This window comes from Streptomyces sp. DT224, from assembly GCF_049844595.1.
GTDB lineage: Bacteria > Actinomycetota > Actinomycetes > Streptomycetales > Streptomycetaceae > Streptomyces.
The window spans coordinates 454,258-473,684 of sequence record NZ_JBNCLI010000004.1 but is presented as its reverse complement, the minus strand read 5'-3'; the positions used below and the strand labels follow the sequence as shown (position 1 = coordinate 473,684).

Sequence of the window (19,427 nt, the reverse complement as noted above, 5' to 3'; positions counted from 1 at the left end):
TATGCGGTCAGGTCACGGGGCGTGCGGCGGTGAGCACCACGAGGAGTGGCACGACCCGCCCCGCCGGTATCTCGTAGCGGCCGCGCTCCGGGGAGTGCAGCCAGCCCGCGCCCGTCAGCTGACGAAGATGGTGGTAGACCTGGCCGGTCGTGCCGACGCCGTCCAGCGCGGCCAGTTCGGCCGCGGTGCGCAGGCCGCCCAGGACCTCACGCAGCAGCGTCAGCCGCACGGGATGGCCGAGCGCGGCGAACGACGCGGCCGCCTCCGACCAGTCGTCGTGCAGCACCGTCTCGGTCAGCAGCCCGTACTGCCATTCGTAGCGGTGTCCGGTCGGCACGCGCACCGCGCCGGTGAACAGCACGGCCCCGTCCGTCTCCTCCGTCACCGGATGCCGGGCCTTCAGCGCTTCGAGCGCCCAGAAGTCGGACTCCGCCACGGGGGGCGCGGCAGGGGCCGCCTCCACCAGCTCGGCCAGGCGTCGTTCGAGCGCGGTGACACGCTCCTCCAGGTCCATGTGACGAGGTTACGTAATTACGGATTTGCATGCAAGCGAACGCGCATGCGACTGCGGCAAGCCCACCGGCGGCGGCGCACGTCATCACCCGCATCCCCCGCACCGCACGCCCCGCGCCACGCTCCGCGAGTTGCCGCGCGCGTACCGTTACCCCCACCATGGGATAATCGTCCGGGTCGGCTCGTACGGCCTCACCGCCAGGGACGGGATGGGTGCGGCTTATGGCCAGGTACTTCGAGAACGGCGCCGGTGAACTCGTGGCCGACGCATTGTCCGGCTTCGCCCGTGCGCACGCGGAGCTCGTGCGGTACGACGCGGCGGAAGGTTTCGTCACCGCTCGGCACACCGCGCCCACGCGGCGGGTGGGGCTGCTGTCCGGGGGCGGGTCCGGGCACGAGCCGCTGCACGCGGGCTTCGTGGGTGCGGGCATGCTCGACGCCGCCTGCCCCGGGAGGGTGTTCGCCTCGCCGCACAACCGGCAGATCTTCCGGGCCTCGCGCGCGGTGGCGGGATCCGGGGGCGTGCTGCACATCGTGAAGAACTACACCGGCGACCGGATCAACTTCGGCATCGCGGCCGAGCGCCTCGCCGACGCAGGGATCGCCTGTGCGCGGGTCCTGGTGGACGACGACCTCGCCACCGACTCGGAGGACATCGCCGCCGGCCGACGCGGCACGGGCGCCACGGTGCTGCTGGAGAAGGTCCTGGGGGCCGCCGCCGACACGGGGATGGGGCTCGACGAGCTGGTGGAGCTGGGCACGGGCCTCGCGGCCCGGTCCCGTACGCTCGCCGTCGCCTCGGCCGCGCACCACGCTCCCGCCACCGGCGAGCCCGCGTTCCCACTGCCGCCCGGCGAACTGGAGTACGGCGTCGGGATCCACGGCGAGCGCGCCGCCCGCACCCGGGAACAGGGCCCCCTGGGCCCGTTGGTGGAGGAGATGACGGGGGCTCTGCTCGACGCGCTGCGGCCCGGGCCCGAGGAGTCCGTCGTCGCTCTCGTCAACGGACTGGGCTCGGTCACCTCGCTCGAACTCTACGCGGTGTTCGGCGAGTTGGGGCGGGTGCTCGACGCCGGAGGGGTGCGGCTCGCGCGCCACCTGGTGGGCGAATACGTGACGGCGCTGGACATGCGGGGGTTCTCCCTCACGCTGATGGTCGCCGACCGGACCGCCCTGGACTTCTACGACGCACCCGTGCACACCCCGGCACTGCGGTGGTGACCGGCCGGCCCCCTGCGGGACGGACGTACGACGAGGAGGGCCCATGACGAGCGACGCTCTGGACGGCACGCGCACCCGTGAGTGGGCGGGTCGCTTCGCGGAATCGGTCCACGCGACGGAGGCCGAGTTGACGGAGCTGGACCAGCGGGCGGGCGACGGCGACTTCGGCGCCAACCTCACCGCCGGGGTCCGGGCCGCCGGCCCGCTGCTCGACCGGGTGGGGGCGTCGGCGGGCCCCGGTGAGCAACTCGGCGCGCTGGCCACCGCTTTCCTGGACGAGGTCGGCGGGACCAGCGGTCCGCTGTTCGGCCTGCTGTTCCAGGCGTTGGGCCGGGCAGCCGGGTCCGGACCGGAGCTGACGACGGGCGCGCTCGCCGAGGGCGCCGCCGAGGGCCTGGCCGCCATCCGCCGCGTCGGGGACGCGTCGCCCGGTGACAAGACGCTGGTCGACGCGCTGGCCCCGGCCGCCGACGCATTGCGGGCGGCCGGGGACGCCCCACCCGCCGACGCCCTGGCCGCCGCTGCGGACGAGGCGTGGCGGGGGGTGCGGGAGACCGCCTCCCAGGCGGCCCGCATGGGGCGGGCCAGCTACCTGGGCGACCGGGCCAACGGCGTCCCGGACCCGGGGGCCGTGGGCATGGCGCTGTTCTTCGCGTCCGCGGCGGGCACGGTGCGGACGCTGGCGCCCCACCTCGACGGCGGCTGACCCAGCGCCGGTCAGGGGCCGAGGCGGCTGCGGGCCCAGCTGAGCAGATCCGGGTCGGTCAGGCCGGGGACCCACAGGTCGGCCTGCTCGCCGTCGGGGTCCGGCGGGCGCGTCCCGATGCCGATCACGCGGAAGCCCGCCCGGCGCGCCGACTCCATGCCGGTCAGCGAGTCCTCCACGGCCAAGGCCTCCTCGGGCGGTACGCCGCAGAGGCGGGCGGCCGCCCGGTAGACGTCCGGCTCGGGCTTCGGCCGCACCCCCTCGCCGGCGACCACGACATGCTGGAAGCAGCGGAGGAGCCCGGCCCGGTCGAGGCACGACTCCACCGTGGAGCGGGGGCAGTTGCTGGCCACCGCGAGGGGGCGGTGGCGGGCGGCGAGCCGGACCAGCGAGGCGGCGCCGGGCATGGTGACCGGATCCTCCTCGACCAGCGTGGTGAAGGTGCTCAGGAGGGTGTCGGCGAAGTCTCCGGCCAGGTCCGGCTTCCCGGTCTCCTGAGCCATCAGGGCACCGCACTCGATGTAGTGCACGCCTTTCGCGCGGTCGGCGAATCCGGCGGGCGGGGCGAACCCGAACAACCGGAACGTGATGGTGCGGGCTTCCTGCCAGTGCCTCTCCGTGTCCATCAGCGTGCCGTCGCAGTCGAACACGATGGCGGACGGGGACCAGGAAAGGATGCGATGAGCTGTCATGTAACCGCCGTTCTCGGAGGCTGCGCCGACCGGTGAGGCACGAGGAGGGCGCAGACATGTGCCGGGAGGCACACCTGTGGAAGGGAGGAATCGGACGCGGGCCCGCTTCGTGACCGCGGCGGCCAGGTCGATTCCGCTGGGCGCCGCGACGGACTTGAGACCCCGAGGGTCAGCCCGTCCGAAACATCATGACCATTACGTTATTTTGACGGGCCCGAATTCCGCAATCACCAATTCGAGTGCACCGGAATACGCGAAGAAGCACCGCCCGGCCACACGGCCCCGGCGATCAATAATAGGATCGTCGCGCGATGCGACTGCGCTCCCCACCCAGGGCTGATGCAGCCTTTCACGTCGCAGCGCTAGCACGTATGAGCGAAGGTGGAACAGGTGCAGGACAGGGCGCGCGCAACCCGCAAAGTACTGCTGGAATCAGCGGCACATCTATTCGTAGAACGGGGATATGCGGGCACGAGTGTCAATGACATAAGTGACCACTCGGGAAAGACCAGCGGGGCGATTTACTTCCATTACTCCAGCAAGGAAAATCTCGCGCTTGCCGTCGTCCGCGAGCAGTTCGCCAGCTGGCCGCAACTCGCCACGACGTACGCCGCGCCCGGCGTCCCGCCGCTGGAGAAGCTGGTCGCGCTCAGCTTCCGCGTCGCCCAGTCGCTCAGCGAGGACGTCGTGGCGCGGGCCGGCGCGCGGCTGTGGGCGGAGCGCCGCACCATCGGAGCACCCGTGCCGACACCGTTCGGCGCCTGGGCGCTGGCCTGCGCCCGGCTCCTCACCCAGGCCCGGACCCGGGGCGAACTCGCGGACGGGGTCGAGCCGTCGGCGGCGGCCGTGGCGCTCGTGTGCGGCTTCTACGGGCACTGCACCCTGACCGAGGAGATGCCGGGCAGGTGGGGCTGGACCGAGCGGCTCGAGCAGTGGTGGCGGATGGCCCTCGCCTCGCTCCAGGCGGAGCCCGATCCGGCGGGCCTGCTCGCCCGGGCCCGCGCCCGGATCCCCGCACAGGCGGACGCCTCGGGGGCCGGGCGGACGGCCGCCTCACCCCGGCCCCGGTGACGGGCATCACAGGCTCCGACCTCTTGACGCCCCCCTTCCAAACCGGTTTGGTTGTCCTCGTTCGAGCAGTCAAACCGGTTTGAAGGCGCTGGCCTTCGACCCGTCGGCAAGGAAGCCCAGGCCCATGGCACGCAAGCCCACCATCGCGGATGTCGCCCGGCGGGCCGGTGTTTCACGAGCCACGGTCTCCTTCGCCCTGAACGACCGGCCCGGTGTCGCCGAGGAGACGAAGCTGCGGATCCTCGAGGCGAGCCGGGAGCTCGGCTGGACCCCCAGCCGTCAGGCCCGGGCTCTCTCGCTCGGCAAGGCCGGCGCCTTCGGGCTCGTCCTCGCCCGCGACGCGGAGCAGGTCGGTGCCGATCCCTTCTTCCCGGCGTTCATCGCCGGGGTCGAGGCCGTGATCGGGCAGCGCGGCGACGGGCTCATGATCCATGTGACCTCGCCGGAGAACGAGCAGGGCGTCTACCGGCGCCTCGCATCGGAGCAGCAGGTGGACGGCGTCCTCCTCACCGACCTGCGCCGCGACGATCCGCGCCCCGCGCTGCTGCGCGAGCTCGGTCTGCCGGCCGTCGTGATCGGCCAGCCCGAGTGGGGCGACGGCCTGACGGCGGTGAGCCTGGACGACGAGCCGGCGTACACGGCCGCCGTCCGCCACCTCGCGGAGCTGGGCCACCGGCGCATCGCCCACGTCGAGGGGCCGCAGGAGCTGCTGCACGCCCACCGGCGCAGGACCGCGTGGGAGCAGACCCTGCGCGCGCTCGGGCTGCCCGAAGCCCCTGTGCTGCCCGGCGGGTTCACGCCCGAGGGCGGCGCGCTGGCGACCAGGCAGCTGCTGGCCTCGGCCGAGCCGCCGACCGCGATCGTCTACGGCAACGACCTCGCCGCGATGGCCGGCCTCTCGGTCGCCCAGGAGCTGGGTGTCCGGGTGCCCGACCAGTTGTCGCTGGTCGGCTACGACGACGCGCCCCTGACGCGGTACAGCTATCCGCCGCTCGCCTCCGCCCGTGCCGATGCCCGGGGCTGGGGCGAGGCGGCGGCCCGCGCGCTCGACGCGGTCGTCGCCGAGGGCGCCGCCGACCATGTGCGGCTGCCACCGGCGCAGTTCGTGCCCCGCGCTTCGATGGGGCCCGCGCCCCGCCGGTGACGTAGCGGGGCAATCGACCGGTCGTGCTCGCGCCGACCGGGAATTCCGCACGGCGACGAGGCCGCGCGTGAACAGTTCGGAGATCAATCATGCTGAGGAGAACGGCGTACGCGCTGCTCGTGCTCGCTCTCGCGGGTACGGCGACGGCCTGCGGCCGGTCGGCTCCCGATCCGGCCACCGCCGCCACGGCGCGCGGCCCGATCACGGTCTGGCTTTCCAACAACGCGCAGGAGGTGCAATGGGGCAGGGCGATGGTCGCCGCGTGGAACAAGGCCCACCCCGACCAGCACGTCACCGCGCAGCAGATCCCGGCGGGCAAGACCTCCGAGGAGGCCATCAGCGCCTCGATCATCGCGGGGACCACGGCCTGTCTCGCCTTCAACACCTCGCCGGCGGCGGTGCCGACGTTCCAGAAGCAGAACGGCCTCGTCTCCCTCAGTGACTTCCCGGACGGCGAGAAGTACATCGCCGGGCGCGGCGGCTCGCTCACCGACCAGTACCGCTCCACCGACGGCGAGTTCTACCAGCTCCCGTGGAAGAGCAACCCGGTCATGATCCTCTACAACAAGAAGCTGTTCGCGAAGGCCGGTCTCGATCCCGAGCACCCGAAGCTGGCCACGTACAAGGAATTCCTCGCGACCTCCCGCACGCTCGTGCACAGCGGTGCCGCGAAGGCGGCGATCTGGCCCTCGCCGAGCAGTGACTTCTTCCAGCCCTGGTACGACTTCTATCCGGCTTTCGCCGCGCAGAGCGGCGGCAAGCAGCTGATCGAGGACGGCAAGCCGCAGTTCGACTCAGCGGCGGGCCGGCAGGTCGCGGCGTTCTGGCGCACCCTGTACGCGGAGAAGCTGGCGCCCCAGGAGCAGTATCCGGGCGACTCGCTGGGCGACGGCAAGGCCGCCATGGCGACCGTCGGCGCGTGGGCCGTGGCCGCGTACAAGGACAGCGTGGACATCGGTGTGGCACCGGTCCCGACCGCCGACGGCGGAAGCGGGAAGCACTCCTTCAGCGACGAGAAGTCCGCGGCGATGTTCAGTGCGTGCAAGAACCGGGCCACCGCGTGGGACGTGCTGAAGTTCGCCACCTCCGCCGCACAGGACGGGAAGTTCCTGGAAACCACCGGCCAGATGCCGATGCGCGAGGACCTGACGGCGAAGTACCCCGGCTACTTCGCGAAGAACCCGACGTACAAGGCGTTCGCCGACCAGGCGCAGCGCGTGGTCGAGGTGCCGAACGTGCCGGGCTCCATCGACATCTGGCAGGCGTTCCGCGACGAGTGGACGAAGTCGGTCGTGTTCGGCCGCGAGTCCACGGACGCGGGGCTGCGCAACGCGTCGTCCGAGATCACCGACCTGCTGAACGAGTACGGGGACCCGTCATGAGCGTGAACCTGGACGCGGCGCCCGGCGCCGCACGCACGAGGGCGAACGCGCCGCGCCGCGAGGCACGCGGCCGGTCCCGGGCCGGGGCACTGTTCGTGTCGCCGTATGTGCTGTTCATCCTGGTGGTCTTCGCGGTCCCGCTGGTCTACACGGTGTGGATCTCCTTCCACCGCTTCTACTTCACCGCGCCGGGCACGGACATCGACTCGCCGTGGGTGGGGCTGTCGAACTACCGGGACGTCTTCACCGACCCGGTCGTCGGGCAGGCGTTCCTCAACATCCTGATCTTCCTCGTCATCAACGTGCCGCTGACGGTGGGCCTCTCACTGGTGCTGGCCAGCGCGCTGAATGCGAAGATCCGGGGGCGTTCGTTCTTCCGCGCCGCGTTCTACGTGCCGTACGTGACGGCGAGCGTGGCCCTGGTCGCCGTATGGCAGTTCCTCTTCGGCTCGGACGGATTCGTCAACCACCTGCTCGGCTCGCACGCACCGGACCCGTCGTGGCTGGTCAACTCGCATCTCGCGATGCCGATGATCGCCGTGTTCGTGACCTGGAAGCAGCTCGGCTTCTTCGTGATGCTCTACCTGGCGTCGCTGCAGAACGTCGGCAAGGAGCTGTACGAGGCGTCCGCCATGGACGGCGCGGGAAAGATCCGGCAGTTCTTCTCGGTGACGGTGCCGGGCGTACGGCCGGCGACGACGCTCGTCGTGATCTACGCGATCATCACCGGCGCCAACCTGTTCAGCGAGCCGTATCTGCTCACCGGCGGCGGCGGCCCCGACCACTCCTCCACCTCGCCCGTCCTGCTGATGTACCAGAAGGGCATCGAACAGGGGCACCCCGACTTCGCGGCCGCCCTGGGCGTCGTTCTCGTCGCCTTCGTGATGGTCGTGTCGATCGCCGCCCGCAAGCTCACCGAGAGGGGCGACTGACATGAGCGCCACCACCCCCAGGCCCGCCCGCCGCTCCTCCGCGGGCAGCGCCGTCCGCTACGTGCTGCTGTCGCTGGGCGCCGTCGCCTTCCTGTTCCCCTTCTACTACATGATCGTCGGCTCGCTGCGCGGGCAGACGGTCGGTGACCTGTCGGCGGCCGTCCCCTCCGGGCTGACCGGTGACAACTACGCGGCGGTCAACAGCGCGATCTCGCTGGGCCGTTCCCTGCTCAACTCGGGGATCATGACCATCGGGGTGCTGATCTGCACGCTGGTGTTCGGGGTGCTCGCCGGGTACGCGCTGGCGCAGCTGCGCTTCCGGGGCAAGGGGGCGGTCTTCGCGGCCCTCCTGCTCGTACAGATGATCCCGTTCCAGCTGCTGACGCTGCCGCTGTACGTCCTGGTCGTCCGCGACTACGGGCTCGGCGACAACTACCTGGGCATGATCCTTCCGTTCGCGATCAACTCGACGGCCGTGTTCCTGTTCCGCCAGTTCTTCGCGCAGATGCCGCAGTCCCTCTTCGAGGCGGCCCGCATCGACGGTGCGAGCGAGCTGCGCATCCTGTGGAAGATCGCGCTGCCGATGGCCCGGCCGGCCGTGCTGACCGCGCTGCTGCTGACGTTCATCGGTCCGTGGAACGAGTTCCTGTGGCCGTTCCTCGTCACCAAGAACGCGGACATGCAGCCGCTGGCCGTCTCGCTCGCGAGCTTCCTCTCCAACCTTCAGGGCACGGTGGCCAACCCGGCCGGTGCCCTGCTGGCCGGCGCCTGTGTGCTGGCCCTCCCCGCGGTGGTCCTGTTCCTCCTGTTCCAGCGCCACTTCACCTCTACCGACATCGATTCCGGAGTAAAGGGCTAAACGCCATGAGCAACACCACCACCGCCACCCGCATCCCGTACCGCATGGTCCGCAAGGGTGTGGTCATGTCCCCGCTGGCCGGTGAGGCGAACGAGGTCGAGGGTGTCCTGAACCCCGCCTCCGGCCGCACCCCGGACGGCACGCTGCACCTGCTGCCGCGCCTGGTCGCCGAGGGCAACGTCTCCCGCGTCGGCCTCGCCGAGGTGACCTTCGACGAGGCGGGCGTGCCGAACGGCGTCGAGCGCCGCGGCACCGTCCTCTCCCCCGACGAGGGCTGGGAGCGCGGCAAGAACAACGCCGGGGTCGAGGACCCGCGCATCACCTGGATCCCGTCGCTCGGCAAGCACGTCATGAGCTACGTGGCCTACGGCCCGCTCGGCCCCAAGCCGGCACTCGCCGTCTCGGAGAACCTCACCGACTGGACCCGTCTCGGTCCGATCCAGTTCGCCTACCAGCCGGACCTGGACACCGACCTCAACCTCTTCCCGAACAAGGACGTCGTCCACTTCCCCGAGCCGGTCCCGGGCCCGGACGGCAAGATGGCGTACGCGATGCTGCACCGCCCGATGTGGGACCTCGGCTGGTTCCGCCCGGGCGAGGGCGTCCACCTGCCCGCCGGTGTCACCGACGAGCGCCCCGGCATCTGGATCAGCTACGTGCCGGCCGCCGAGGTCGAGGCCGACATCACCGCGCTGACCCGGCCCCGCGACCACAAGCTGCTGGCGCTGTCCGAGTTCCCGTGGGAGTCCCTGAAGATCGGCGGCGGCCCCGCCCCGATCCGGGTGCCCGAGGGCTGGCTGCTCATCCACCACGGCGTGTCGGGCTCCATCGAGGACCCGTGGGCACAGAACCAGGACGTCTCGTACGCGGCCGGCGCGATGATCCTCGACCCGGCCGACCCGTCCCGCGTCATCGCGCGCTCGGACCAGCCGCTGATGGCGCCGGAGACCGAGGAGGAGCGCTCGGGCACCGTCCCGAACGTCGTCTTCCCGACGGCCATCGAGGAGATCGACGGCGAGCTGTACGTGTTCTACGGCATGGCCGACGCGCACATCGGCGTGGCCCTCCTGGAGCGCACGGCATGACGGACGGCGCCCTGGGTATCGGCCTGGCCGGCTGCGGCGGGTTCGCGGAGTTCGTGCTGGACGCGATCGCCGGGCTGCCCGGTCTGCGGCTCGCGGCGGTCGCGGACCCCTCGCACGAGCGGGCCCGGCTGCTCGGTGAGCGGCACGGCGTCCCGGCGCTGGGTTCGCTGGACGAGCTGCTGGAGCGGGACGATGTGACGGCGGTACTGATCGCCACGCCGCCCGCGACCCATGCGGCGATGGCCACGGCCGCGCTGCGCGCGGGGCGCCACATCTTCTGCGAGAAGCCTCTCGCCACCACGACTAAGGACGCCTCGGCGGTCGTCCACGAGGCGCGGCGCGCCGGGCGTGCCCTGGTCGTGGACCATGTGCTGCGCTACAACCCGCTGCTGCGGGCGGTGGAGCGGCTGACCGGGCGGGGGCTGCTCGCGCCGGTGCGCCGGTTCCTGTTCGAGAACGACGCGTCCGACGAGGACCTGGGCCCCGGCCACTGGTTCTGGGACCCGGCGCACAGCGGCGGCATCTTCGTCGAGCACGGCGTCCACTTCTTCGACGCCGCCCGGGCACTCCTCGGCACCGATCCGCTGAGTGTGCGGGCCACCGCGGTCGGCCGGCCCGGCGGCCCGGTCGACATGGTCAGCGCCGATGTGGTGCACCCCGGGGGTGCGCTCGCCTCGCACCTCCACTCCTTCACCCACGCCCATCGCGCCGAGCGGCAGCTCATGCGCCTGGACCACGGGTTCGCCGAGTCACGGATCAGCGGCTGGATCCCCGTACACGCGGAGATCACGGCATGGGTGGACGAGGACGGCGCGCGTGCCTGGGAGGAACTGCCGGGGCTGCGGGACGACCTGCTGGCCGTCGAGGGGTTCCGGCCCGGCGGCGGCGAGCGGATCACCGTGCGGGTGGAGCGGGACGCGGGCTCCGCCGCGCCGGCCCGCGGCCGGGGCGAGGAGCGCACCGTGCCGCACCGGGTGACCGCCGTGCTGGACCTCGGCGGCGAGCCGCGCAAGCCGTACGTGTACGCGCAGAGCGTGCGCGCGGCGATGGCCGACCTGGTGCGCTCGGCCCGTACGGGTGAGCCCCCGGTGGCCGGCCCGGTCAGCGGTTTCGCGGCGGTCGCCGTCGCCGAGGCGGCCACGCTCGCCGCCGCGACCGGCGCCGAGCAGCGCGTCGTGTCCCCCGGCCCCGCCCTCTTTGCAGGAGCGTCCGCATGAGCTGGTGGCAGGACATGGTCTGCTACGAGGTGTACCCCCGGGCCTTCGCCGACTCCGACGGGGACGGGACGGGCGACCTCGCGGGTCTGACCGCGCGCCTGGAGCACATCCGGGACCTGGGCGCGGACGCCGTGTGGTGCACCCCGTTCTACCCGTCCCCGCTGGCCGACGGCGGCTACGACATCTCCGACTACACGGGCGTCGCCCCGGACCTGGGGACGGACGCGGACGCCGGACGGCTGACCGCCCGCGCCCACGAGCTGGGCCTCAAGCTCATCGTGGACCTCGTCCCGAACCACACGTCGGACCGCCACCCGTGGTTCCTGGACGCGCTGGCGGCGGGCCCGGGATCGGCGGAGCGGGAGATGTACCTGTTCCGGGCGGGCCGGGGCGCGGCGGGCGAACTGCCGCCGAACGACTGGCAGTCGGCGTTCGGCGGGCCCGCCTGGACGCGGGTCGCGGATGGCGAGTGGTACTGCCATCTGCACGCCGCCGAGCAGCCCGACCTGAACTGGCGCAACCCGAAGGTGCGCGACGCGTTCACGGACGTGCTGCGCTACTGGCTGGACCGGGGTGTGGACGGTTTCCGGGTGGACGTGGCGCACGCCCTGTTCAAGGCGGAGGGCCTGCCGGACGCGGGGCCGGGGCAGCACACCGACCCGCTGCGCAACCACCTGATGCCGTACTACGACCAGGAGGAGCTGCACCCGCTGTACCGCGAGTGGCGGGCGCTCCTGGACACCCATCCGGCGCCGCCGGGGGCGGTGGCGCCGCACGACCGGGTGATGGTCGCGGAGTCGGCCGTCTTCCACCCGGCGCGGCTGGCCCGCTACATCCGGCCCGACGAGATGCACCAGGCGTTCAACTTCGCCTTCCTGGAGGCGGCGTGGGAGCCTGCCGAGCTGCGCCGCGTCATCGACGACTCGTTCGGTGTCCCGGGCGCGGCCGTCACCTGGCTGCTCTCCAGCCATGACGCGGTGCGCCCGGTCACCCGGTACGGTTCCCTGGCCCGGGCCCGCGCGGCCGCGCTGCTGATGCTGGCGCTCCCGGGCTCCGCGTATCTGTACCAGGGCGAGGAGCTGGGCCTGCCCCAGGCCGAGGTTCCCGTCGACCGCATCCTCGACCCGCTGTGGGAGCGTTCCGGTCGCACCGAGCGCGGGCGCGACGGGGCGCGGGTGCCGCTGCCGTGGTCCGGCGCACGGGCACCGTACGGCTTCACCACGGCGGACGCGGGGGCCACCTGGCTGCCGCAGCCCGCGGACTGGGCCGGTCTCACCGTCGCCGCGCAGGAGACGGACCCCGGCTCCACGCTCGCCCTGTACCGGGCGGCGTTGCGGCTGCGCCGCGCCCATCCGGCCCCGGACCCGGCGGCGCCGCCCGTCTGGCTCTCGGAGCCGGGCGCACCCGTCCTGGTGTTCCGGCGCGGGGAGTTGGCGTGCGCCGTCAACCTGGGCGACGGGCCCGTGCCTGCGCCCGGCCGTCCGCTGCTCAGCAGTGGGCCGCTCGACGGTGACGCGCTGCCGCCCGACACCGCCGTGTGGTTCCTCGCCCCGCCCTCTTCCCGTTCCGCCCGTTCCGCCCATGGAGGCACCGATGACGACGCCCGTGACTGAACCGACGCCCCGTACCGATCTGTCGGGGCTCGTCAAGGCGTACGACGTACGCGGTGTGGTGCCGGACCAGTGGGACGAGAGGACGGCGGAGCTGTTCGGTGCCGCGTTCGTCCGGGTCACCGGTGCGGACGCGATCGTGACGGGCCATGACATGCGGCCCTCCTCCCCCGGGCTGGCCGGTGCGTTCGCGCGGGGCGCCACGGCGCAGGGTGCCGACGTCACCGAGATCGGGCTGTGCTCGACGGACCAGCTGTACTACGCGTCGGGCTCGCTGGGGCTGGCCGGTGCGATGTTCACCGCCTCGCACAACCCGGCCCGCTACAACGGCATCAAGCTGTGCCGGGCCGGTGCGGAGCCGGTGGGCCAGGACACCGGTCTCGCCGAGATCCGGTCGCTCGTGGAGCGGTGGACGGACGAGGGCGCGCCGGCCCCGGCCGCCCGCGCGGGCGCCGTCACCGGGCGCGACACCCTCGCCGGGTACGCCGCGTATCTGCATTCCCTGGTGGACCTGTCCGCGATCCGCCCGCTGAAGGTGGTGGTGGACGCGGGCAACGGCATGGGCGGCCACACCGTGCCGACGGTGCTCGCGGGTCTGCCGCTGACGGTGGTGCCGATGTACTTCGAGCTGGACGGTACGTTCCCGAACCACGAGGCCAATCCGCTGGAGCCGGCCAACATCGTGGATCTCCAGGCACGGGTGCGCGCCGAGGGCGCCGATCTCGGGCTCGCCTTCGACGGCGACGCGGACCGCTGCTTCGTCGTGGACGAGAACGGCGACCCGGTCTCGTCGTCGGCGATCACGGCCCTGGTCGCCTCGCGGGAGCTGGCGCGCCACCCCGGCGCGGCCGTCATCCACAATCTGATCACGTCGCGCGCGGTGCCCGAGGTGATCCGGGAGGCGGGCGGCACGCCGGTCCGCACGCGGGTCGGCCACTCGTTCATCAAGGCCGAGATGGCCCGTACCGGCGCCGTGTTCGGCGGCGAGCACTCCGCCCACTACTACTTCCGCGACTTCTGGAACGCGGACACGGGCATGCTGGCCGCGCTCCACGTCCTCGCCGCGCTCGGCGGCCAGGGCGGCCCGCTGTCCGCGCTGACCCGTCGCTTCGAGCGGTACGCCGCGTCGGGCGAGATCAACTCGACGGTCACCGACCAGGCTGCCCGCACGGCGGCGGTCCGCGCGGCGTGGGAGTCCCGTCCCGACGCGTCGGCCGACACCCTGGACGGGCTCACCGTCAGCGGCGCGGACTGGTGGTTCAACCTCCGCCCGTCCAACACGGAACCGCTGCTGCGGCTCAACGTGGAGGCGAGGACCGGGGATTTGATGGCCCAGGTCCGCGACGAGGTGCTGGCGACGGTGCGCGAGGCCTGACGGACAGCGCCGGGCACAATGCGGGCCATGAGCCTGCACTACGAAGTCGTCTTCACCTGCTACCTCCGCGAGGACACCCCCGCCCCGGTACTGGACGCCCTGCGGTGGCACCTCGGCCTGGCCGAGGAGCCACCGCGCGGGTACGGCGAGGACGCGTACGCGTATCCGCTGCTCAGCCCGGACCCGCACAGCCGTCTGCCCGGCGGCGACTTCGCGTCCCTGCGCCTCCAGGACGAGGGGTGGGGCCTGCACACCCGCACCTACTGGCTGGACGACGACATGGGCGAACTGGTCACGGTCCTGGACCTGCTGGCCCCGTACGCCGCGCGTTCCGGCTTCGGCGGCTTCTTCCGCGAGGAGGACGAGGTACGGCCGACGCTCTTCACGTTCCAGGACGGCGCCTACGACCTGCTGGAAACGTGACGGCCGCCCCCGCTACCCGGCGACGTCCGCCAGGGTGACGGTGAGCGTGTCCTCGTCGCGGGTGAGGTGTTCGATGGTGACCGAGCCCGCCGCGCCGTTGTAGGCGCCGGTGCCCCCGGTGACCGCGAACTCGTGGGTCCACCGGCGCGAGTCGACGGGCAGTTCCGTCACGGCGGGGAGCGGGCGCTGGAAGGCGGTGGAGGCCGTAATCATGCCGTCGGCGAGGGCCAGGACCAGCGTCGCCACGACGAAGGAGCCGTCGGGGCCCACGGTGACGGGCAGGCAGTGCGCGTTCTCACTGCCCACGGAGCGGCCCTCGGCGTCCGTCAGTTCGTAGAGCACGTAGTACGGGACGCCGACGGTCAGGATGTCCGGGATGTTCGCGCCGGAGCGCCTGCCGTTCAGGGTGAACTGCCGCTCGGCCCTCCGCGTCGCCCGGGCGGTTCCGGCCGCTCCGGCCACCAGTCCGCCGGTGGCCGTCGCCGCCGAGGTCAGTCGCAGCATGTTTCTGCGGTCCATACGGGTCATCCCGTGCCTCATATCCTTGTTCGTCGCCTGCGCGGTGCGCGCTCGCACCCCACGGGTAACGCCGCCCGGCACCGGAACGGGTCGTCCTCCGCCGCAAGATCACCGGAACAGAGGAGACACCTCTAGGCTTACGGCGTGGAGATCACCGTACGAACCGCCGCCGAGCGGGACCTTCCCGCGCTGCTCGCCCTCTACGGTGAGCTGAATCCCGACGACGCGGCGCTGTCGCCGGAGGCGGCCCGGGCCGGGTGGGAGCGCATCGCGGCACAGCAGGGGCGCACCGTTCTTGTCGCCGAGACCGGCGGGGCCGTCGTCGGAACGGCCGACACCATCGTCATGCCGAACCTGACCCGGGGCGGCCGGGGCATCATCTTCGTGGAGAACGTCGTGGTCGCCGGGGCCGGGCGCCGCCGGGGCGTCGGGCGGCGGCTGCTGGACGCGGTGGTGGACCTCGCGGAGGAGGCCGACTGCTACAAGGTGCAGCTGCTCGCCGCCGATGACGCGTATGTGCACACGTTCTACGCGTCGTGCGGCTTCGAGCCGCGGGCCCAGGGGTTCCGGCGCTACCTCGCGCGCGAGGCGTGACCCGCGGCGCCGTTCAGCCGTCCGCGCCGAAGCGGTCCGGGGCCAGTGTCCTGAGCAGGGCGTTGACCACCAGGTCCGTCGAGGCGGCCATGTCCACGGCGCCGGGGGCCAGCAGCCACTGGACCTGGAGGCCGTCCATCACGGCGATGACGGCGTTGGCCGCGTGCTCGACCTTGTCCGTCCCGTCGTCGGGGAGGTCGCACGCCTCGCGGAGGGCGTCGGCGACGAAGCGCCGCAGTCCGTCGTAGCGGTCCCTGAAGTACTCCTGCGCCGGGTGGTCGTCCGTGACGGACTCCGCCGAGAGGACGGCGTACAGGCGGACGATGCCCTCGCGTTCGGCGTTGCGGATCGCCGTGTCGACCAGGTGGCGCAGGAACGCCAGGCCCTGCGGGCGGTCCGGGCCCAGCTGCTCGATGTCCGACTGGTCGCGCAGTTCGAGGACGCTGGTGAGCAGGAGCGCCTTGGACCGGAAGTAGTGCAGGACACCGGCCTGGGTGAGGCCGACGCGGTCGGCGATCTCGGCGAGCGAGGCGTTGTTGTAGCCACGGGCGGCGAAGGTGTCCATCGCGATGTGCAGGATGTCCCGCTGGCGCTGCCGCGCTTCCGGGCTCCTGGGCGTGCGGGGCTTGGCCGACCGGCCGGACCTGCCTGCTGAGTGGTTGGTCACCGGCACAGCTTAGACCGGCGGGAACGTGGGTCAACGAGGGCGTCCGGGCCGCTGACCTGGGGGCGGTGCGCGCGGGGGCCGCCCGCACCAAAGCGCGCACGACTACTTACTAACCACTTAGTGGGTGTGCTTTCATATCGCCGTCGTCCACGGAGCCGCGCCCCGTCACGGTGGCCGAGGGACGCGCCATGTCCTCCCCCAGGCATGACCGAAGGAGAGCCGCACATGTCCCACGACACTCCCCCGCGCCCACGGGCGCGCGCCGCAGGCGCGGCCCTGGCGATGGCCGTCGCCGCCGTCGGCCTGGCCGGCAGCGGTACGGCCGCACAGGCCGCCGACCCCACGGCTCAGGTATGGGTCACCACCCCCGACGGCGCCAAGAAGCTGTCCGCCGAGGGCTCCGTCGCCTTCACGGGCACGCCGCAGAGCGTCGACATCCGCGTCGACGCCAACAGCAAGGGCCAGCGGTTCACCGGGGCGGGCGCCTCGGTCACCGGCGCCTCGGCCCACCTCATCCAGGGCCTGCCCCAGGACAAGCGGAACGCGCTGATGACCTCGTTGTTCTCGTCCGCCGGCGACGGCATCGGGCTCAGCTACCTGCGCCAGCCGCTCGGCAGCAGCGACTTCAACGCCGACAGCAGCCTCTACACGTACGAGGACACCCCCGGCTCCTTCTCCATCGACCGGGACAAGGCCGAGATCATCCCGGTCCTGAAGCAGGCCACCTCGGTCAATCCGGCCATCCGTTTCATGGGCACGCCCTGGTCGCCGCCCGCCTGGATGAAGACCAACAACGCACTGAACGGCGGCAGTCTCAAGACGGACAGCTACCAGGCGTACGCCGACTACCTGGTCGCGGCGATCAAGGCGTACGGGCAGCAGGGCATCACGCTGACGGACCTCACCGTGCAGAACGAGCCCGAGTTCGCCGCGAGTTACCCCTCGATGACCATGACGGCGTCCCAGCAGGCGGACTTCTTCAAGGTGCTCGACCGTACGCTGACGGCGGCCGGCCTGCCGACGAACCTGTTGGCCTTCGACCACAACTGGGACCACCCCGACTACCCGTTGGAGGTGTTCAACGGGACCCCGGGCATGAGCCGGGTGATCGGCGCCGCGTTCCACTGCTACGGCGGCAGCCCCTCCGCCCAGCAGCAGGTCGTCAACGCCGGGAAGCGGGTGTTCTTCACCGAGTGCTCCGGTACGGAGAGCGCGGACCGGTCCGCCACCTTCGCCGACACCCTCACGTGGCACGCCGAGAACCTGGTCGTGCAGAACATGCGCAACGGCGGCGAGACGGTCATCGACTGGAACCTCGCCCTGGACCAGAACGGCGGCCCGCACCAGGGCGGTTGCTCGGACCGCTGCAACGGCGTCGTGGAGGTCGCGAACGGCAAGGTGACGCGCAACGCCGAGTACTACGTGCTGGGTCAGCTCGCCAAGTTCGTCAAGCCCGGCGCCACCCGCATCGGCTCGACCAGCCAGGGCAGCGGCGGGGTGGAGAACGTCGCCTTCCAGAACGCGGACGGCACCCGTGCCGCGTACGTCGTCAACTCGGCCACGAGCGCGCAGAAGTTCTCGCTGACCGACAACGGCAGGTCACTGGTCTACACGCTGCCCGCGGGCGCCGTCGCCACCTTCGTGTGGAACGGCTCCGACGGCGGCACCACGGAGCCGCCCACCGGTTCCATCGACTCGTCCGCCTGGTACCGGGTAAAGAACGCCGGCAGCGGCGCCTGCCTGGACGCCGCCGACTGGGGCACCGCCGACGGGACCGCGCTCCAGCAGTGGAGCTGCACCACCGGCGCCAACCAGAGCTGGCAGTTCCGGTCCGCGGGTGACGGTACCTACCAGGTCGTCAACCGGCACAACGGGAAGGTGTGGGACGTCGACGGCGGCCCCGGCGCGACCGCCTCCGGCACCCGGGTGCACCTGTGGTCGTATGTGGGCGGCACCAACCAGCAGTGGCGGGCGGAGCCATCCGGCACAGCCGGCCGCTACCGCTTCGTCGCCCGCAGCAGCGGCAAGTGCCTGGCCGTGGACGGCGGGTCCACCGCGAACGGCGCGCACCTCGCGCAGCAGCCGTGCGACGGATCAGCGGCGCAGACGTTCTCCCTGGAGAGCTGAGCCCCCCTGGCCGGGTGCCCCCGCGAGAGGTCCGCTCGCGAGGGGCACCCGTGCGTACGCCGCCGCGCTCAGCCCAGACCGCGATGGGCGGCCCACAGCGTGCCGGCGCGGCTCGCCCCTTCGGCGATCAGGGCCGCCAGTTCGGGCCGGTCGGGCACCGGGAACGAGACGTACGCGCCCCGGCCGCCCTCCACCGGCCGGCCGTACGCCTTCGCGGCCAGGTGGCCGTCGGGGCGGAGCCGGACGTTGAGGGTGGTCAGCTGGAACTCCGTCCCGCGCCGGGTGTCGGTCCAGCGCAGCTCCGCCGGGATCGAGATGTTGACCGCCGCCGCGCTCACTTCCAGATCACTGTCCATCCGCGCATGATCCCACGATGCCTCCCTGCGCCGGGGCGTGCGGCGCACTGGGGTGGGGCGCCGTGCTCCCAGGGGGTCCCGCGCGCTCTACCGTGGCCCGTGGGCGCCGGAAATGATGAGCGCACCGCAGGTCAACCTGGTGATCCGCACCCCTGCGGCGGAAAAGGAGCCCAAGGTGTTGCTTCTCATCTCCCCGGACAGCGTCGAGGAAGCCGTCGACTGTGCGAAGGCGGCGGAACACCTCGACATCGTTGACGTGAAAAAGCCCGACGAAGGGTCGCTCGGCGCCAACTTCCCGTGGGTCATCAGGGAGATCCGGGACGCTGTCCCGGCCGGCAAGCCGGTGTCCGCGACCGTGGGCGACGTCCCCTACAAGCCCGGCACGGTGGCCCAGGCGGCGCTGGGGGCCGTCGTCTCGGGTGCCACCTACGTCAAGGTCGGGCTCTACGGGTGCACGACGCCCGACCAGGGGATCGACGTGATGCGGGCGGTCGTGCGGGCCGTGAAGGACTACCGTCCCGAGGCGCTGGTCGTGGCCTCCGGTTACGCCGACGCCCACCGCATCGGGTGCGTCAACCCGCTCGCGCTGCCCGACATCGCGGCCCGGTCCGGTGCCGACGCGGCCATGCTCGACACGGCGATCAAGGACGGATCCCGGCTGTTCGACCACGTGCCGCCGGACGTCTGCGCCGAGTTCGTCGGGCTCGCCCACGCCTCCGGACTGCTCGCGGCCCTCGCCGGCAGCGTCAAACAGGCGGACCTCGCCACGCTGACCCGTATCGGCACGGACATCGTGGGGGTGCGCGGGGCGGTCTGCGAGGGCGGTGACCGCAATGCAGGAAGGATTCAGCCGCACCTGGTGGCGGCGTTCCGGGCGGAGATGGACCGGCATGCCCGGGAGTTCGCGGCCGGCGTCACCCTCGCGGGCTGACCA

General features: G+C 72.1%; 20 protein-coding genes. 15 read left to right on the top strand and 5 right to left on the bottom strand.

Annotation, left to right across the window (positions count from 1 at the left end; genetic code table 11):
* Window positions 1-7: 7 nt before the first annotated feature.
* Complete coding sequence (locus ACLQ2N_RS12430) at window positions 8-514, bottom strand: ArsR/SmtB family transcription factor (RefSeq protein WP_425812078.1); 507 nt, start codon at window positions 512-514, stop codon at window positions 8-10.
* Between the two features lie 221 nt (window positions 515-735).
* Between ACLQ2N_RS12430 and ACLQ2N_RS12425 the strand changes: the two genes are divergently transcribed.
* Together ACLQ2N_RS12425 and dhaL are read left to right on the top strand one after the other, a co-directional pair.
* Complete coding sequence (locus ACLQ2N_RS12425) at window positions 736-1,734, top strand: dihydroxyacetone kinase subunit DhaK (RefSeq protein ID WP_425812076.1); 999 nt, start codon at window positions 736-738, stop codon at window positions 1,732-1,734.
* A 43-nt stretch (window positions 1,735-1,777) separates the two neighbouring features.
* Window positions 1,778-2,440, top strand: coding sequence for a dihydroxyacetone kinase subunit DhaL (gene dhaL, locus ACLQ2N_RS12420; protein ID WP_425812074.1), 663 nt, complete (start codon window positions 1,778-1,780; stop codon window positions 2,438-2,440).
* Between the two features lie 11 nt (window positions 2,441-2,451).
* Here the strand turns inward: dhaL and ACLQ2N_RS12415 are convergent, their stop codons facing one another.
* Window positions 2,452-3,132 carry an HAD family hydrolase gene (locus tag ACLQ2N_RS12415; protein ID WP_425812072.1) on the bottom strand — a complete coding sequence of 227 codons (681 nt, stop codon included), beginning with the start codon at window positions 3,130-3,132 and terminating at the stop codon, window positions 2,452-2,454.
* A 390-nt stretch (window positions 3,133-3,522) separates the two neighbouring features.
* On the opposite strand from ACLQ2N_RS12415, the gene ACLQ2N_RS12410 reads away from it, so the two are divergent.
* The 10 genes from ACLQ2N_RS12410 to ACLQ2N_RS12365 all read left to right on the top strand — a co-directional run bounded on the left by ACLQ2N_RS12410 (window position 3,523) and on the right by ACLQ2N_RS12365 (window position 14,230).
* Window positions 3,523-4,203 carry a ScbR family autoregulator-binding transcription factor gene (locus ACLQ2N_RS12410; protein WP_425812070.1) on the top strand — a complete coding sequence of 227 codons (681 nt, stop codon included), beginning with the start codon at window positions 3,523-3,525 and terminating at the stop codon, window positions 4,201-4,203.
* Window positions 4,204-4,327: 124 nt separating this feature from the next.
* Window positions 4,328-5,347, top strand: coding sequence for a LacI family DNA-binding transcriptional regulator (locus tag ACLQ2N_RS12405; protein ID WP_425812068.1), 1,020 nt, complete (start codon window positions 4,328-4,330; stop codon window positions 5,345-5,347).
* Between the two features lie 89 nt (window positions 5,348-5,436).
* Window positions 5,437-6,729, top strand: a complete 1,293-nt coding sequence (locus ACLQ2N_RS12400; RefSeq protein WP_425812066.1) for an extracellular solute-binding protein — start codon at window positions 5,437-5,439, stop codon at window positions 6,727-6,729.
* A complete protein-coding gene (locus ACLQ2N_RS12395; RefSeq protein WP_425812064.1) occupies window positions 6,726-7,661 on the top strand; it encodes a carbohydrate ABC transporter permease in 936 nt (311 codons plus the stop codon). The genes ACLQ2N_RS12400 and ACLQ2N_RS12395 overlap by 4 nt, the downstream gene beginning before the upstream one ends.
* A gap of 1 nt (window position 7,662) precedes the next feature.
* Complete coding sequence (locus ACLQ2N_RS12390; protein ID WP_425812062.1) at window positions 7,663-8,520, top strand: carbohydrate ABC transporter permease; 858 nt, start codon at window positions 7,663-7,665, stop codon at window positions 8,518-8,520.
* Between the two features lie 5 nt (window positions 8,521-8,525).
* A complete protein-coding gene (locus ACLQ2N_RS12385) occupies window positions 8,526-9,605 on the top strand; it encodes a glycoside hydrolase family 130 protein (protein ID WP_425812060.1) in 1,080 nt (359 codons plus the stop codon).
* The gene (locus ACLQ2N_RS12380; protein ID WP_425812058.1) at window positions 9,602-10,822 is read left to right on the top strand and encodes a Gfo/Idh/MocA family protein; all 1,221 of its coding nucleotides are present in this window, start codon (window positions 9,602-9,604) and stop codon (window positions 10,820-10,822) included. The genes ACLQ2N_RS12385 and ACLQ2N_RS12380 overlap by 4 nt, the downstream gene beginning before the upstream one ends.
* The gene (locus ACLQ2N_RS12375; RefSeq protein WP_425812056.1) at window positions 10,819-12,435 is read left to right on the top strand and encodes a glycoside hydrolase family 13 protein; all 1,617 of its coding nucleotides are present in this window, start codon (window positions 10,819-10,821) and stop codon (window positions 12,433-12,435) included. The genes ACLQ2N_RS12380 and ACLQ2N_RS12375 overlap by 4 nt, the downstream gene beginning before the upstream one ends.
* On the top strand, window positions 12,416-13,807 hold the full coding sequence (locus tag ACLQ2N_RS12370) for a phosphomannomutase/phosphoglucomutase (RefSeq protein ID WP_425812054.1): 1,392 nt from the start codon (window positions 12,416-12,418) through the stop codon (window positions 13,805-13,807). The genes ACLQ2N_RS12375 and ACLQ2N_RS12370 overlap by 20 nt, the downstream gene beginning before the upstream one ends.
* A gap of 27 nt (window positions 13,808-13,834) precedes the next feature.
* Window positions 13,835-14,230 (top strand): hypothetical protein, encoded by a 396-nt coding sequence (locus ACLQ2N_RS12365; protein WP_425812052.1) that lies wholly within the window; start codon window positions 13,835-13,837, stop codon window positions 14,228-14,230.
* 12 nt (window positions 14,231-14,242) lie between these two features.
* Here the strand turns inward: ACLQ2N_RS12365 and ACLQ2N_RS12360 are convergent, their stop codons facing one another.
* On the bottom strand, window positions 14,243-14,749 hold the full coding sequence (locus tag ACLQ2N_RS12360) for a hypothetical protein (protein ID WP_425812050.1): 507 nt from the start codon (window positions 14,747-14,749) through the stop codon (window positions 14,243-14,245).
* Between the two features lie 144 nt (window positions 14,750-14,893).
* Between ACLQ2N_RS12360 and ACLQ2N_RS12355 the strand changes: the two genes are divergently transcribed.
* A complete protein-coding gene (locus ACLQ2N_RS12355) occupies window positions 14,894-15,343 on the top strand; it encodes a GNAT family N-acetyltransferase (RefSeq protein WP_425812048.1) in 450 nt (149 codons plus the stop codon).
* A 13-nt stretch (window positions 15,344-15,356) separates the two neighbouring features.
* On the opposite strand, the gene ACLQ2N_RS12350 is transcribed toward ACLQ2N_RS12355, so the two are convergent.
* Window positions 15,357-15,920 (bottom strand): TetR/AcrR family transcriptional regulator, encoded by a 564-nt coding sequence (locus tag ACLQ2N_RS12350; protein WP_425812358.1) that lies wholly within the window; start codon window positions 15,918-15,920, stop codon window positions 15,357-15,359.
* Between the two features lie 315 nt (window positions 15,921-16,235).
* On the opposite strand from ACLQ2N_RS12350, the gene ACLQ2N_RS12345 reads away from it, so the two are divergent.
* On the top strand, window positions 16,236-18,137 hold the full coding sequence (locus ACLQ2N_RS12345; protein ID WP_425812046.1) for an RICIN domain-containing protein: 1,902 nt from the start codon (window positions 16,236-16,238) through the stop codon (window positions 18,135-18,137).
* Between the two features lie 68 nt (window positions 18,138-18,205).
* Here ACLQ2N_RS12345 and ACLQ2N_RS12340 read toward each other — a convergent pair whose 3' ends face one another.
* Window positions 18,206-18,493 carry a hypothetical protein gene (locus ACLQ2N_RS12340; RefSeq protein WP_425812044.1) on the bottom strand — a complete coding sequence of 96 codons (288 nt, stop codon included), beginning with the start codon at window positions 18,491-18,493 and terminating at the stop codon, window positions 18,206-18,208.
* Between the two features lie 175 nt (window positions 18,494-18,668).
* Here ACLQ2N_RS12340 and ACLQ2N_RS12335 point away from each other — a divergent pair, with 175 nt between their 5' ends.
* A complete protein-coding gene (locus tag ACLQ2N_RS12335) occupies window positions 18,669-19,424 on the top strand; it encodes a (5-formylfuran-3-yl)methyl phosphate synthase (RefSeq protein WP_425812043.1) in 756 nt (251 codons plus the stop codon).
* The last annotated feature ends 3 nt before the right edge of the window (window positions 19,425-19,427 follow it).